The following is a 14,007-nucleotide window of genomic DNA, read 5'->3' on the forward strand; positions in this document are numbered from 1 at the left end:
ACAGAGGTTATGGAAGTGTTAAAGGAAAAGAATTTACTAAGCAACATCGGCGTACAAGTCGTTATTGCCATGATCGTTGGTACTGCAGTCGGTGCCAGCATGGGCCACGATGCTGCGATGTTTGCACCTCTTGGCGCCATCTTCATTAACTTAATCAAGATGCTGGTGATTCCACTGGTTGCCGTTGCCCTGATTTCAGGTGCTGCAGGTCTGGGTAACAGCCAATCTGCGGGCAAAGTGGGCTTCGTGACTCTGAGTTACTTTGCTGTGACTTCTGCTCTGGCAGTCGCACTGGCTCTGGTCATGGGTTCAGTATTCCAACCAGGTCTGGGCATCGACGTGTCTGGCGTGGAAGGCATGTTCTCATCAGAATACGCGTCAAAAGGTGAACTCCCAACTTTCTGGGCAACCATCATTGGTATGATCCCAACCAACGTTTTCCAGTCACTGAACGATGCAAACATTCTGCAAATCCTGGTGTTCTGTCTGTTCCTGGGCGTTGCAATTTCAAAACAGCCTAAAGACAAGCGCGATCCTGTGATCAACGGCGTAAACACGATTGTTGATTCAATGGTGTGGATGATCAACAAAGTGATGGTCATCGCTCCTATCGGTGTGTTCGGCCTGATGGCAGAAGCAGTAGGTACGTTCGGTTTCGGCGCTCTGATGGTCGTATTCAAGCTGTTCGTCGTTTACGTTGCAGCAATCCTGATTTTCGGCTTCGTTGCTTACCCACTGATGATTCAACTGTTCACCAAAACATCGGCGAAGAAATTTATTCTGGCGATGAAAAAGCCTCAGGCTGTGGCACTGTCAACAGCATCATCAATGGCGACCCTGCCTGTCACTATGGACACGGTTGAGCACGATCTGGGTGTACGCAACTCTACAGCGTCATTCGTTCTGCCACTGGGTGCGACTATTAACATGTCCGGTAACGCGATTTACTACGGTCTGGTTGCGATCTTCTTCGCTCAGCTGTTCAACATCGACCTGAGCATGGGCGCATACGCCGCGATCATCGTAACAGCTACACTGGGTGCAGTAGGTCAAGCGGGTGTACCGGGGCCATCATTCCTGGTTGTTGCGGTACTTCTGGCGGCTGGTATTCCAATCGAAGGTCTGCCGCTGCTGTTCGCTCTGGACCGTATCTTTGACATGATTCGTACAGCTCTGAACATCACGGGTGATGCCGCGTGTGCTGTGATTGTCGATTCACTGATCAAAGAAGAAGTAGCTGAGAAAGAGTACAAAAATCAGCAAGCGTAATCGCTTTTCGCTTTCAAAAGGCCGCCTTCAGGGCGGCTTTTTTATTGGTGCCGCTTCTGCTTCCTCATCGTGACTGTGCCGTATAAAGAGAACAACCAAGCAGAATTTGGCTGTAGCGGCCAAAGTAAGGAGTGAGCATCATGACAATGCAGCGCCATATTTACTATAGCCTGATCCACCACGGCATCGAGACTTTGCTGCAAGAGCGTATGGGATATTTTGACGAAGCGGCCTATCACCGCACTTTGCGCACCATGACTGGCAAATCCAGTTGTTTTAATTTGTCCGACGATGAATTGGATCTACTGGTCGAAAACCTGATGGCAGAAGGCTACTTAGAGGACATGAAGCATGTGATTCCTACGTTGGAGAACCAACACTGTGATCGATAAATTTGTTTCAAATTATCATTTACTGTTTAGCTGACAGTCTTATTTGGTTAGACTGTCGGCACGCTATTATTTGGACGTATCTGCACAATGAAACAACTGCTCGACTTCATCCCGCTCATCATCTTCTTTGCTTTGTTCAAGTTCTACGATATTTACGTCGCGACGGGCGCTCTGATTGCAGCCACTGCAGTTCAGGTCGCAGTAACGTATTTCATGTTCAAAAAAGTCGAAAAAATGCAGCTCATCACCTTTGTACTGGTAGCAGTGTTTGGTGGCATGACCATTTTTCTTCACGACGACAACTTCATTAAATGGAAAGTGACCATTGTTTACGTCATCTTCGCACTGGGTCTGACTATCAGCCACATGATGGGTAAATCTGCCATCAAAGGCATGTTGGGCAAAGAGATCACTCTGCCTGAAACGGTGTGGGCTAAGGTCAACTGGGCCTGGGTTGGTTTCTTCTCGGTTTGCGCGGTGCTCAATATTTACATCGCCTATCAGCTTCCGCTGGATGTGTGGGTGAACTTCAAAGTGTTTGGCCTGCTGGCTGCCACGTTCGCTTATACCCTGCTCACGGGCATCTACATCTACAAGCATCTGCCAAAAGAGCAAAAAAACTCCGGTGAATAACCAGTCATCCGAGCACTCAAAGATGAATTGGTGACGGAATTATTGTTATAATTCGGCCCTCTTTTTTACAGCGACCACTTTGGTCGCTGTTTTGTTTGTAGTGGATGTCAAAACATGAATCAGGAAGTGAACTCACCACGAGGTCAACTCTTACTGCGTACACTGGCCATGCCAGCGGACACCAATGCCAATGGCGATATCTTCGGTGGCTGGATTATGTCGCAGCTCGACCTCGCCGGCGGTATTCTGGCTAAAGAAATCTCCTGCGGCCGTATCGTCACGGTATCTGTCTCCAGCATTACGTTTAAGAAACCCGTCAAAGTCGGCGACGTTGTGTGCTGCTATGGCGAATGCACCAAAATCGGCCGCACGTCGATGTCAATTAATCTGGAGGTTTGGGTCAAACCTATCAAAGAAGATGGCGTATTAGATCGCTTTCAGGTGTGTGAAGCGACCTTCAACTACGTGGCAATTGATGCCGATGGCCGCCCAAGACCGATTAAGCAGGGTAGCTGATCACAGAAATATACGTTTTGGGCTTTAAAAGTCGCTCTGTTTCAGTACATTAAGGCCTACACTTACTGTTAAGAAATCAATAAGGATATCAATATGTGGTACGTCATCTTTTCTCAGGATGTTGAAAACTCGCTTGAAAAACGCATGAGCGTTCGCCCTGCTCACCTTGAGCGTCTGCAAGCACTGCAAGATGAAGGCCGCCTGTTGACCGCAGGTCCGATGCCAGCGATCGACTCAGACAATCCGGGCGAAGCGGGTTTTACCGGTTCAACCGTGATTGCAGAATTCAACTCGCTGGAAGAGGCTCAGACATGGGCGGACGCGGATCCTTATGTGGGCGCTGGCGTATACGCAAACGTGATTGTTAAACCTTTCAAAAAAGTATTCTGATATGAAAAAGTCATCTTTGGGTCTGGCACTTCTCTCTCTCGCAGTTCTGGCTGGTTGTAGTGCCAACGCCGAACGCGAGAAAAATCTGGAGCTGCTTGCTGCCAACCGAGCCAGCATTCTGAGTTCAGAGCTTCCGCTGGAATACGGCCCGCTCAATATCATGCGTGCCAATGCCAAAGGCAGTACGATTGAACTGATGATGGTCTACAACACCGACCATCAGGGCGCGAAGCCTATTGACCAAGTGCTGAAAAACAGCATTCATTCTTTCTGCAACAATTCCGATGTCCGCGCCAATTTGGATGTCGGTGTGGGTTACCGAATCAAAATGCGCAATACCCGTGGCCAGTTGATGGTTGACCAGATGGTGACTAAAGAAGACTGCAAATAAATCTCACGGGCGCTTCCCGCTTGTGATTTGCAGACTCAGCAACACAAAAAGGCCTCATTTGAGGCCTTTTCTATTCGTGGAACGTTGATTTTTACGCAGGTTGCAACTCTTTACGTAGTGCTTTGGCCGCCAGAACCAGGTTGGTCAGCGCCGCTTCCACTTCGGGCCAGTTGCGGGTTTTCAGGCCACAATCCGGGTTGACCCACAGGCGCTCCGCCGGAATTTTCTCCGCAGCTTTGCGCAGTAAATCTTCAATCCACTCCTGATCCGGAATATTTGGCGAGTGAATGTCATACACTCCCGGACCGATTTCATTCGGATAATTGAACTCTTCGAATGCTTTCAACAGCTCCATATTGGAGCGTGACGTTTCAATGGTAATCACGTCTGCATCCAGCGCCGCGACCGATTCAATGATTTCATTGAATTCGCTGTAACACATATGCGTGTGAATCTGCGTTTCCGGGCGGGCGCTCGCGGCGGAAATCTTAAACGCTTCGACTGCCCAATTGAGATAGGTTTGGTGATCACGTTTTTTCAAAGGCAAACCTTCACGAATCGCTGGCTCATCAATCTGAATGATGTTGATACCAGCGTCTTGCAGATCCGAGACTTCATCACGCAGCGCCAACGCCAGTTGCTGCGCAATCTGTTTACGGGAAATGTCTTCGCGCGGGAAGGTCCAGCACAGAATCGTCACCGGGCCGGTCAGCATGCCTTTCATCTGTTTCGAAGTCAGCGACTGCGCGTAGGTTGACCACGAGACCGTGATCGGTTGCTCGCGTTCAATATCAGCCACCACAATCGCGGGTTTTACGCAACGTGAACCGTAGCTCTGTACCCAACCAAATTGCGTGGTTTGAAAACCCGCCAGATTCTCAGCAAAGTATTCCACCATGTCGTTGCGTTCTGCTTCTCCGTGCACCAGCACGTCCAGATCCAACGCTTCCTGACGTTTAACCGCATCAGCAATGTGCCCTTTCAACGCCGTGATGTATTCCGCTTCCGACAATTTACCCTGACGATAGGCGCTGCGCTGCGTGCGGATTTCACCCGTTTGTGGGAAAGAACCGATGGTTGTGGTCGGTAAAAATGGTAAGCCCAGCACTTCTGCCTGATGGTGTGCACGCTCGGCGTAAGGCGCGCTGCGCTGCGCCAAAGCATCCGTAATTTGATTCAGCCTTGCCTGAACCTGTGGTTTGTTCACGTGAGTCGCGGTTTTACGCGCGGCAATCGGCTGGCTGTAGGTATCACAAGCCAGAATCGCAGCCTGATCGCCATCCAGCGCGCGGCCGAGCAGTGCCACTTCGGTCACTTTCTGCTTGGCAAATGCAAACCAGCTGCGCACTTCTTCCGACAGATTTTTCTCCAATTCCAGATCGACCGGACTGTGCAACAACGAGCAAGAGCTTGCCACCCAAAGGCGCTCGCCCAGCTCGGCTTTGACGGGTTCCAGTTTGTGCAGCAGCGTACTCAAATCCGCGCGCCACACATTTCGGCCGTTGACCACACCAGCCGACAAGACCCAGTTTTTCGGCAGTTTGGCGAGCACCTCATCCAATTGCTCTGGCGCCACAGATAAATCAATATGCAGACCGTTCACCGGCAGTTCAATGACTTTGTCCAGTGTGTCCTGCACTGAATCAAAATAGGTGGTCAGCAGCAGCTTCACGTCGCCCTGAATCACCTGATACGCCAGCTTGAACGCATCCTGCCAAGTTTGATCCAGTTCCAGAGAAAGAATCGGTTCGTCGATTTGTACCCAGGTTACGCCCTGCTTCGCCAGTTTTGCAAGAATCGCCTGATACGCAGTCAGAAGACGCGGTAACAATGTCAGACGTTCAAAATCCTCTTCCACCTCTTTACCCAGATACAGGTAGCTGACCGGGCCAAGCAGTACAGGTTTGACGTCAAAGCCACTCTTGGCCGCTTCGTTCACCTCTTCAAACAGTTGCGGCCAGCTCACTTCAAAACTGTCGTCTCGGCTGAATTCCGGCACGATGTAGTGGTAGTTAGTATTGAACCACTTGGTCATGTCCGACGCTGCGCTGCCACTGCAACCGCAGCTGTTTTGCGACTGGCCGCGACCCACACGAAACAGCGTATCTAAGTCTGGAAAGCCGTGTTGATGGCGTTTCGGTACATGTCCCAACAATAGGGTGGTCGTCAACACATGGTCGTACCATGCGAAGTCGCCGGCGGTGGCAAAGCTCAGACCCGCTTCTTTTTGCAGCGTCCAGTTACGCTGACGAATATCACGACCAACGGTCTGAAGTTCTGCCTGATTGATTTCGCCGCGCCAGTATTTTTCCAGCGCAAATTTCAGTTCACGTTTTTCGCCGATACGTGGGTAGCCGAGGATGTGTGTAGTAGTCGCCATAGCCTGATTCCTTATTGTCATTAATTGAGTCAGACATCCCTGTGCTTAAATCAATCAAGATGTCTGGATGGCTAAACTATCTCGCTCGACTGACGTTTACTCAACATCCAAATATTCAACTTGTTTATTAAAAATATTCATGGTGCACTGGCTGTGATTCGTAAATACTCACAACAAATGGACGTCTAGATGTTTACAGCTCCAAAAAATCGGCGTACTTTAAATAAAAATTCATGTTGGCCCAGGGAAAGATGAGGAGAACTCATGATAGAGCTCAAACACTTGCGAACGTTAGTTTCATTGCGCGACACCGGCTCGCTGACTTCCACCGCCACCGCGTTGCACTTAACTCAGTCTGCGCTCTCTCATCAGATTAAAGATTTAGAAGCCCGCATTGGCGGTCAGCTATTTCTGCGCAAAACCCGTCCGGTACGCTTTACTTCCGAAGGTGACATTTTGCTCAAGCTGGCAGATGACATTCTGCCAAAGCTAGCCAAAGCAGAAAACGAGCTGGCGAGCTTAAAAGAGGATGTGAACGGACGCCTGCACATGGCGATTGAGTGCCACTCCTGCTTCCAGTGGCTGATGCCGGCGCTACGTGAATATCAGATTTCCTGGCCAAGTGTGGCGCTGGATTTCTCATCCGGTTTTGGCTTTGAACCCCTGCCCGCTCTGCTGGCGGGAGAACTGGATCTGGTGATCACCTCTGATATTCTGCCGCGCTCTGAAGTGCATTATGAGCCGCTGTTTGATTTTGAAATGCGTTTGATCACCGCAACCAATCATCCGCTGGCGGAAAAAAGCGTGATTACTCCGCAGGATCTGGCGGGGCAAACCATGCTCAGTTATCCGGTGCAAAAGCAACGTCTCGATGTGGTGAAGCACTTTTTGCAACCAGCCGGAGTGGAACCAGCTAAATGGAAACAGGCAGATAATACGCTGATGTTGGTGCAGATGGTGTCGGCGGGATTGGGGGTAGCGGCCTTGCCAAACTGGGCTATCAGTGAATTCTCCCGTCAGGGACTTATCACCAGCAAACCGCTGGGGAAAGGTTTATGGCGCCGCCTGTTTGCTGCCACGCGTAACAGTGAAAAAGATAAGCGCTATCTGCAGGCTTTCTTTGCCACGGCGCGCCAGCAATGTAAAAGCCACCTTGACGGAATCAAGATGGCTTAATCTTTCTATCGTTCGACAGATTTAAACTGGTTGGTAAGCGGATCGTACTGAAAACCCAGTCCGCTCAGCTTATCCACCACATGATCCATATCCATTTCGTAAGTGACCACCAGCTCGTCAAAGCTGTCACACTCCAGACGCAGTTTTTCGTTCACAATGCCCAGCAAAATCACACTGTCCAACTTACCGACGTTACTCAGATCCATCTCCGTGCTCCTTCTTTCGAAACGCTTTCATTAAGCTTAGTTCGAAATTGACACCTGAACCGTGATTTTGCTCTAGCCAAACAAAAACGGCGCTTAGCGCCGTTTTCTCGACAGTTACATCAGATACAAACCGTGAAAACCCGTCGCAGCAGCCAGCATCAGCAGCTGCGCCACTGCCAGTTGCACTTTATCTACCGTTTTGGACATCATGATGTGCCAACACCAGACAATAATGCCTGCCACCATCAGGGCGAAACTGATCAGCAACGGTTGGGTCAGCGACGCCAGTAGTTCCGCATCAAGGCGATGGGCAAACGGCACCACACACAAAGTGGTGAGCATTGCAGCCAGAATACCCGCCACTGGCAAAATGCGGTGAAACGCCTGCAGACGCGTGCGAGCAATGGTCAATAATAGGTGCGCAAACATCGCGCCCAGCATGGCCACCATCGCCAGAATTGACAGTGATGCGGCCCAGTTTGGCGCTTCCCCCATCAAAATCGCGACATAAGCAATCGACAAACCGTTGGCCAGATACAACACCCACAAAGGACCTTCATCACGAGTCTTTTTAGTCTGCACTTGCGAATAGAAATAAAAGATCGCCGCAACAATCATAAACGCTTCAATTTTGACCGATGCCACCGCCAACCAGAGCACACCGATAGCGGGTAACACCTTGTGAATACGGCCACGCTGGCCCGGGCAGATTTCCCCTTTGACCAGAACCAAGGTCAGGATGATTTGTGCTCCCAGTAACATCGGAGCAAAAACAGAAAGCAGTGAATAAAGCATAAATCCAACAATCAATGGCAATAAAAACTGGCGCGATAATAGCAAACTCCGCCAGCGCATGCCTAGAGCATGTTGTCACGCACAGTTTGACGTTCACATTTCATCATCCGTGACTACAAAAATATAACAAACTTAATGCATATGATTAGATAGCACGCATTTTCCCGCTAAATTGGTTTTAAATATTTAATAAATCATATGGATAGGTATATAGTGACGCAAAAACAAGAACAGAGGTTGTTATGAAATACCGTCATTTGGCAGGCATTTTTGCTCTGACATTAGTGGGTTGCGCGAGTCAGCCAACATCCACGCCTTTCGAACCGAGTCAACATTGGGTAACACAAACCCTTGATAACGGGCTCACCTATCATCTCTATCCTGACAGCAACGAGTCGGTCTCCATCCGCTTATACGTGCACGCCGGGTCGTTCCAGGAAACGCTGCGACAAGCGGGCTACGCACATTATGTTGAACACATGGCATTCAACGGCAGCATCCATTACGAACACAATGATGTGATCGATATGGTAGCCAAAAGTGGCGGCCAGTTTGGTGCTGACCTTAACGCCTACACCAATTACTCGCAAACCGTGTATCAGTTGGATCTGCCGGACAACCAGCACATGGATGACGCGCTGTTGTGGATGCGTGATATTGCCGATGGCCTGACGTTTGATCCGCAAGAAGTCGAAAAAGAGAAAGGGGTCATTCTGGGCGAATTCCGTTTTCGTCGTTCAGAGCCAGATACGCTGTATGAACATTTCGCCGACGGCTCCGATTATCTGACCTACGATCCATTGGGCAATCGCAGCAACGTGCAAATGGCGACAGCAGACGGGCTACGTGAGTTCTACCAGACCTGGTACCAGCCACAGCTCACCGAAGTGATCATTACTGGCAATATCACCTTAGAACAAGGCGAGAAATGGGTGCGCCAGTATTTCTCAGACTGGAAGCAAGGCACAACGCCACGTCCCGCTCGCCCGGCGTTATCGCAGCAAAACACCAGCGATCTGATTTACACCGCCTCGGCGGGTGATGCTCCGCGCCTGTCGCTGTTTTACCCGCAGGGTGAAATCCGCATTGCGGATCAAGAAACTTTGTTGGAATACCGTTTCGACGAAATTGCGACTCGCCTGATGGAACATCGCTTGCAAAACGCGTTTTACAACGCAGCGCTGCCGACTCAGGACTTAACCGCGTTCAATTACAATACGGACGATCAGCGCTATACCGAGCTGACCATTGCGTTTCCGGTTGAGCAACGCGCGGCTTCCCAATCGCTGTTCCTGAACACCTTAGCATCCCTGCGTGATCATGGCGCAACTCAACAAGAGCTGGACATGGTTCTGCAAAGTTACCGAGACGATCTGGAGAATTTTGATTGGTATCGCTCACAACTGGCACCAAATACGCTGGCCGATGACCGCGTCTATGCCATCAGTTACGACGAAGTACTGCCATCCGATTTGGAATACAAGAAAGGTTTGAAAACACTACTCTCCGCCGCCACACTCCAACGCATCAATCAGCACCTCAACACCTTTTTGACGGTGGATCCTATGATTGAACTGGTGGGCGCTGAAAGTGAAGATCTTAATGCCTTGGAAAAATCGACCGACAGCCTGCGCCAAATCCTGCAACAGCCGGGACTGATGGAGACGGTTAGCCAGGTCGACACACCGTTTTTGTCTCCAGCCGCACCTGGCGATATCGTGCATACTCAGACCTTCAGCAACTATCCGGATCTGACGCAATGGACCTTGTCGAATGGCGTCGAAGTTTATTATCTGCGCAGCAGCCACGCGGGTGACGATGTTTACCTGCGCTATGCCAGCCTCGGTGGAGCGTCAGCTCTTCCACGCGACCTGTATCCTGCCGGCCAACTGGCCGTCAACGTCGCCAGCCGCAGCGGACTGGGCAACCTGTCCAACGTGCAGCTCAATAATTATCTGAAAGAGAACAACATCTACTTAGGCCCTTATATCAATGAAACGTCACACGGCGTGGAGATGAGTGCCAATAAGAAACAACTGGGCAATGTGTTCGCGCTGTTGAACCAACTGACACGTGAAATTCACGTGGACGACAATCAGCTGGCATCGGTGAAATCAGAAACGGTTCAGGCCATTGAGCAAGACAAAGCGTCCCCGGCGGGTCAACTGCTTTACGCGATCAATCACGGCTCCTACACCGAAGGTTCTAAGCATTGGTTGTTTAGCGAGGCCGATTACCAACAAGTGACGCCTGAGCAGATTTATCAGGTCCACCATGAACTGTTCCAAAAGCAGCGCAACAACACACTGGTGATTGTCGCAAACACGTCACCAACCGAACTGCAAACCCTACTACGCCAATATGTGGGCAGTCTGCAATTTGATGCGGGCAGCACACCCGATTTTAGTGTCGGTTATCGCGATCCGATTCAGGCTCGTCTTGAGTTGCCGATCAATAACCACGCCAATACGCAGTACTTTGTTCGCATGATCGCTCCGGTACGCACCGCTGATGCCAAAACGGTATTCATGGACGACTTGTTGATGCGCATCGTCAATAAACGCCTGACCGCCGTTGTACGTGAGAACCAGAGTCTGGACTATTCACCTTTTGCGATGGCCGTAAACTCGGACAGTGAACACGGCGTTGACTGGATTCTGAGCGCTTCGGTTGAGCCAGCTGATGCGCAAAAAGTCGAAAACGCGTTCGATGAAGTGATACAAAGTTTAGCGCAATCCATTAGCGCTGATGAAACCGCGATCGTCGCCAAGCAGTTGATTACCGATCTGAATAACATGCAGAAAAATGCCTCTGGTATGGCTTGGTATATTAACCGTTACGTGATCAACGATTTTGGCCTGGATGCCGCGCTGGATATGGAAGCGACCACGCGCAGCATTACGGCAAGCGATCTGACGCAGCGTGCTCAGCAAATATTTGGCGCATCAGCCACGAAACAGAAAGTTCTGATGACGCCTCAGCCCGATGCCATCTAAGCGGTAACAAAAAAAGCGGTGTCAAACACCGCTTTTTTATTGTTTTAAATTCAAGTTAGTAGCGGCCCATACCATGGAACATGCCGCCGAATAACAAGCCAAAAATAGAAAAAATGGCACCGAGAATGATCATCGCAGGGATCGATGCAATGGCAAACTTCACCATAAAGATCACCATCGACATAAACGGCATTTTAATCTCCACCACGGTGACTTCTTGTTTTCTGTTATCCATATCTGACATGGTTTTCTCCTAGCACAACGTGAATGATTGTTAGCAGCCGGATTACGACTGTCTTTGATAGATATCGGGATGCCACACTTCCATAAATAATTCCGGTTTGGCAATCGATTCGAATCCATACTGAGCGTATAAGCCATGGGCGTCACTGGTTGCCAGCACCATACGGCGTAGCCCTTGCAGATCCGCGTGACTCACCACCGCATCCATCAATCGCTTGCTCAAGCCTTGTCCGCGATGCTCAGGCAAAATGAACACATCGGCCAGATAAGCAAACGTCGCCCGATCGGTGATCATGCGTGCAAACCCGACCTGACCAGCAGCGTCGTCATATACCCCAAAGCAGAGTGAATGCTGCAGCGCTTTTTCGACCACGCTGCGAGGCACGCCTTTAGCCCAATAGCTCTGGGCCAAAAAGCCATGAATGACGTCCAGATCCAGTTTGGACGGCTCGCTACTCACTGAATAGTTTTGCATCCTGCTTGCTACTGTCATTTTTTGCTGTCTTCCCAACGCAGAGCTTCAACAACGGCATCTTTGGTCAGCGGCCACTCCAGTAAACTCTGCTGGTACTCACCCGCTTTCCCTTCGAGAGCCACGCCATAGCTTTGCAGACGAAACGCAAGCACCGCATAAAACGCATCCACAGCGCCCGCCTGTTCAAACATAAACGGTAGCTGCGCCTGATTAAATACCGTCGTTGCTCGTGCAATATCGGCTTCCAACTCTGACGTCAGTTCTGTCAGCGGCTCGACAGGCTCAAGGCTGAACGGACACAACCGGCGCAGTGACAAAAAGCCCGAATGCATTTCAGCGCACAGACTGCGGGCGACAGCACGCTGCAACGCATCGCGCGGATAAAGTCCGCCGTCTGCCAGTTCGTTAAAGTACTCCGCAATCGCCAATGAATCGTGAATCACCGTCCCATCAATATTCAATGCCGGAACCAAGCCAGAAGGAGACTGAACCGCCAGCTGCTTTTTGTAATCAGAGTTAGTCAAATCGACCACTTTGATACCCAGTTCAACGTTCGCCAAGCGCCCACACATCCACGCGCGCAGCGACCAGGTTGAACCATTACCCACTAACATTTCCATTTGAATTCCTTATCAATTAACGGCGAATGACTGTCACTCAACATACGAGATAAACGGGCTGAGATCCATCTCTTCGATCGCACACACCGCAGCGATAGTCGGATGGCCAGCCAGACGCTGAAGATAACGCGCCAGATTTGGAAACGTCAGTGGCGAGCGAGCCACTGGCAGGCACCATTCCGCGAGCATAAACAGGAAAAAATCGCACGCCGTCAGCCTTTCTCCCACCAGATACGCATGTTTGGCTAATTGGCCATCAATCACCGCCAACGCATCACCGATGCGCTCATCCTGCGCCGCGACGACATCGGGAATCGTCGCGGGATCATTGGTATGACGCTGCGGGTAATAACGCACCATCAGTTCAGCCTGAAGCGTGTTATTGAGATACGCCAGCCATTGATAAAACAGCGGACGAGCTGGATCTCCTATTTCCGGCATCAACCCGTGTTCAGGGTGCTGCTCACAGAGATGAATACAGATTGCAGAGCTTTCAAAGATGGCCTGCCCCTTGTCCACCAGAGTTGGAATTCGCCCCGCCGGATTGAGCTTCAGATACTCAGGCGATTTTTGTGACTGAGTACGCTTATCCACCAGCACCAACTCATACGACAGTTGCATGTAATGCAGCAGAAAATGCGGCGCCAGGCTGGCGTTATTCGGATAGTAATAAAGTTGATACACCGTAAGTTCCTTAGGTTGACGATTGAGGCTCTGCATGCGCGATACGTTGGTGCTCACGCAGTTGAGCGAGATGGCAGTCATAGAAGGCAATCGGACGTGCGCCGTGCTGCAACGCTTTCTTGTAGATGGTGGCCACAAAAATGTCAGCTAATGAAAAAGTTTCACCCACCGCGAACGGCGAATCGAGGCACAGTTTGAGCGCCAGTTTCTCTAGCCCTTGCGCGATCCATTGGGCGCGTAACTTACGTTTGTCGTGCTCATTGAGTTCCGGGCGAAGTGCCTTGAGCACACTACGGTTCTGCGGCGTATGAATGGATCCATTGACGTATTCGCAGATCTCGCGCACTCGGGCTTTGGTCATCACATCGCCGCCCAATAGCGGCGGATGAGGAATAAGCTCCTCCATACACTCAATGATGGCCATCGACTCCGTGAGCACCAGCCCGTTCACCGACAATGCCGGCACATAACCAAGCGGATTTATCTGCAAATAAGTGGACGTCAGTTGCTCGCCAGTCACTTCCACCCGAGCATACGCAATGGCTTTGTACTTAAGCGTCCACTCCACTCGCTCCGAGCTGTTCGAGCCCTGCGCGCTATAGAGAATAATGTCCATCGTTCTCCTTGTGGTCCTTTCCATGATGGGATGTCGAACACGCCCGATTTGAACAATCATTGTGGCATAACGAAGAAAAATAAAGCGACGTTGCGCCCTCAAAAATATGAATCGATGCGCATTTACAAACCGAATAAAAGAAGCGATGATGCGCAAGCTTTTATCGTTCTAAACAACAATGTAATCGATTGAACCACCGAAAGTTTTGCCAGATAGACTCATTTT

General features: G+C 50.4%; 16 protein-coding genes. 8 read left to right on the forward strand and 8 right to left on the reverse strand.

Annotated features, from left to right (window positions below; translation table 11 throughout):
* Positions 1 to 9: 9 nt before the first annotated feature.
* From JIG40_RS14370 to JIG40_RS14395, 6 genes are all read left to right on the forward strand, one after another.
* Positions 10 to 1,269 (forward strand): dicarboxylate/amino acid:cation symporter, encoded by a 1,260-nt coding sequence (locus JIG40_RS14370; protein ID WP_061056638.1) that lies wholly within the window; start codon positions 10 to 12, stop codon positions 1,267 to 1,269.
* Positions 1,270 to 1,409: 140 nt separating this feature from the next.
* The gene (locus JIG40_RS14375) at positions 1,410 to 1,661 is read left to right on the forward strand and encodes a hypothetical protein (protein WP_020327683.1); all 252 of its coding nucleotides are present in this window, start codon (positions 1,410 to 1,412) and stop codon (positions 1,659 to 1,661) included.
* 87 nt (positions 1,662 to 1,748) lie between these two features.
* Complete coding sequence (locus JIG40_RS14380; protein WP_020327684.1) at positions 1,749 to 2,294, forward strand: septation protein A; 546 nt, start codon at positions 1,749 to 1,751, stop codon at positions 2,292 to 2,294.
* Positions 2,295 to 2,408: 114 nt separating this feature from the next.
* A complete protein-coding gene (gene yciA / locus JIG40_RS14385; RefSeq protein ID WP_020327685.1) occupies positions 2,409 to 2,810 on the forward strand; it encodes an acyl-CoA thioester hydrolase YciA in 402 nt (133 codons plus the stop codon).
* A gap of 93 nt (positions 2,811 to 2,903) precedes the next feature.
* Complete coding sequence (locus tag JIG40_RS14390; protein ID WP_024373581.1) at positions 2,904 to 3,200, forward strand: YciI family protein; 297 nt, start codon at positions 2,904 to 2,906, stop codon at positions 3,198 to 3,200.
* A gap of 1 nt (position 3,201) precedes the next feature.
* Positions 3,202 to 3,591, forward strand: coding sequence for a GspS/AspS pilotin family protein (locus JIG40_RS14395; protein WP_024373580.1), 390 nt, complete (start codon positions 3,202 to 3,204; stop codon positions 3,589 to 3,591).
* A 91-nt stretch (positions 3,592 to 3,682) separates the two neighbouring features.
* Here JIG40_RS14395 and metE read toward each other — a convergent pair whose 3' ends face one another.
* Positions 3,683 to 5,971, reverse strand: a complete 2,289-nt coding sequence (gene metE / locus JIG40_RS14400; protein WP_199465558.1) for a 5-methyltetrahydropteroyltriglutamate--homocysteine S-methyltransferase — start codon at positions 5,969 to 5,971, stop codon at positions 3,683 to 3,685.
* 264 nt (positions 5,972 to 6,235) lie between these two features.
* On the opposite strand from metE, the gene metR reads away from it, so the two are divergent.
* On the forward strand, positions 6,236 to 7,147 hold the full coding sequence (gene metR, locus JIG40_RS14405) for an HTH-type transcriptional regulator MetR (protein ID WP_020327687.1): 912 nt from the start codon (positions 6,236 to 6,238) through the stop codon (positions 7,145 to 7,147).
* A gap of 5 nt (positions 7,148 to 7,152) precedes the next feature.
* On the opposite strand, the gene JIG40_RS14410 is transcribed toward metR, so the two are convergent.
* Both JIG40_RS14410 and JIG40_RS14415 read right to left on the reverse strand, forming a co-directional pair.
* On the reverse strand, positions 7,153 to 7,353 hold the full coding sequence (locus JIG40_RS14410; RefSeq protein WP_020327688.1) for a DUF4250 domain-containing protein: 201 nt from the start codon (positions 7,351 to 7,353) through the stop codon (positions 7,153 to 7,155).
* Positions 7,354 to 7,467: 114 nt separating this feature from the next.
* Positions 7,468 to 8,148, reverse strand: coding sequence for a hypothetical protein (locus JIG40_RS14415; protein WP_055451997.1), 681 nt, complete (start codon positions 8,146 to 8,148; stop codon positions 7,468 to 7,470).
* A gap of 242 nt (positions 8,149 to 8,390) precedes the next feature.
* Between JIG40_RS14415 and JIG40_RS14420 the strand changes: the two genes are divergently transcribed.
* Positions 8,391 to 11,144 carry a M16 family metallopeptidase gene (locus tag JIG40_RS14420; RefSeq protein WP_199465559.1) on the forward strand — a complete coding sequence of 918 codons (2,754 nt, stop codon included), beginning with the start codon at positions 8,391 to 8,393 and terminating at the stop codon, positions 11,142 to 11,144.
* 55 nt (positions 11,145 to 11,199) lie between these two features.
* Here JIG40_RS14420 and JIG40_RS14425 read toward each other — a convergent pair whose 3' ends face one another.
* The 5 genes from JIG40_RS14425 to JIG40_RS14445 are packed head-to-tail and all read right to left on the reverse strand — an operon-like array spanning position 11,200 to position 13,782.
* The gene (locus JIG40_RS14425; RefSeq protein ID WP_199465560.1) at positions 11,200 to 11,388 is read right to left on the reverse strand and encodes a hypothetical protein; all 189 of its coding nucleotides are present in this window, start codon (positions 11,386 to 11,388) and stop codon (positions 11,200 to 11,202) included.
* A 42-nt stretch (positions 11,389 to 11,430) separates the two neighbouring features.
* Positions 11,431 to 11,862, reverse strand: coding sequence for a GNAT family N-acetyltransferase (locus JIG40_RS14430; protein WP_020431568.1), 432 nt, complete (start codon positions 11,860 to 11,862; stop codon positions 11,431 to 11,433).
* 14 nt (positions 11,863 to 11,876) lie between these two features.
* Positions 11,877 to 12,482 carry a glutathione S-transferase gene (locus tag JIG40_RS14435; RefSeq protein ID WP_199465561.1) on the reverse strand — a complete coding sequence of 202 codons (606 nt, stop codon included), beginning with the start codon at positions 12,480 to 12,482 and terminating at the stop codon, positions 11,877 to 11,879.
* 33 nt (positions 12,483 to 12,515) lie between these two features.
* A complete protein-coding gene (locus JIG40_RS14440; RefSeq protein WP_199465562.1) occupies positions 12,516 to 13,166 on the reverse strand; it encodes a glutathione S-transferase family protein in 651 nt (216 codons plus the stop codon).
* Positions 13,167 to 13,176: 10 nt separating this feature from the next.
* Positions 13,177 to 13,782 (reverse strand): glutathione S-transferase N-terminal domain-containing protein, encoded by a 606-nt coding sequence (locus tag JIG40_RS14445; protein ID WP_158148216.1) that lies wholly within the window; start codon positions 13,780 to 13,782, stop codon positions 13,177 to 13,179.
* Positions 13,783 to 14,007: the final 225 nt, after the last annotated feature.

The organism is Vibrio sp. bablab_jr001, from assembly GCF_016464285.1.
GTDB lineage: Bacteria > Pseudomonadota > Gammaproteobacteria > Enterobacterales > Vibrionaceae > Vibrio > Vibrio fluvialis.

What these genes read in the sequence shown, in the direction of transcription:
- JIG40_RS14370 (WP_061056638.1), top strand. Translation starts at nt 10, where the DNA reads ATGGAAGTGTTAAAGGAAAAGAATTTACTAAGCAACATCGGCGTACAA.
- JIG40_RS14375 (WP_020327683.1), top strand. Translation starts at nt 1,410, where the DNA reads ATGACAATGCAGCGCCATATTTACTATAGCCTGATCCACCACGGCATC.
- JIG40_RS14380 (WP_020327684.1), top strand. Translation starts at nt 1,749, where the DNA reads ATGAAACAACTGCTCGACTTCATCCCGCTCATCATCTTCTTTGCTTTG.
- yciA (WP_020327685.1), top strand. Translation starts at nt 2,409, where the DNA reads ATGAATCAGGAAGTGAACTCACCACGAGGTCAACTCTTACTGCGTACA.
- JIG40_RS14390 (WP_024373581.1), top strand. Translation starts at nt 2,904, where the DNA reads ATGTGGTACGTCATCTTTTCTCAGGATGTTGAAAACTCGCTTGAAAAA.
- JIG40_RS14395 (WP_024373580.1), top strand. Translation starts at nt 3,202, where the DNA reads ATGAAAAAGTCATCTTTGGGTCTGGCACTTCTCTCTCTCGCAGTTCTG.
- metE (WP_199465558.1), bottom strand. Translation starts at nt 5,971, where the DNA reads ATGGCGACTACTACACACATCCTCGGCTACCCACGTATCGGCGAAAAA.
- metR (WP_020327687.1), top strand. Translation starts at nt 6,236, where the DNA reads ATGATAGAGCTCAAACACTTGCGAACGTTAGTTTCATTGCGCGACACC.
- JIG40_RS14410 (WP_020327688.1), bottom strand. Translation starts at nt 7,353, where the DNA reads ATGGATCTGAGTAACGTCGGTAAGTTGGACAGTGTGATTTTGCTGGGC.
- JIG40_RS14415 (WP_055451997.1), bottom strand. Translation starts at nt 8,148, where the DNA reads ATGCTTTATTCACTGCTTTCTGTTTTTGCTCCGATGTTACTGGGAGCA.
- JIG40_RS14420 (WP_199465559.1), top strand. Translation starts at nt 8,391, where the DNA reads ATGAAATACCGTCATTTGGCAGGCATTTTTGCTCTGACATTAGTGGGT.
- JIG40_RS14425 (WP_199465560.1), bottom strand. Translation starts at nt 11,388, where the DNA reads ATGTCAGATATGGATAACAGAAAACAAGAAGTCACCGTGGTGGAGATT.
- JIG40_RS14430 (WP_020431568.1), bottom strand. Translation starts at nt 11,862, where the DNA reads ATGCAAAACTATTCAGTGAGTAGCGAGCCGTCCAAACTGGATCTGGAC.
- JIG40_RS14435 (WP_199465561.1), bottom strand. Translation starts at nt 12,482, where the DNA reads ATGGAAATGTTAGTGGGTAATGGTTCAACCTGGTCGCTGCGCGCGTGG.
- JIG40_RS14445 (WP_158148216.1), bottom strand. Translation starts at nt 13,782, where the DNA reads ATGGACATTATTCTCTATAGCGCGCAGGGCTCGAACAGCTCGGAGCGA.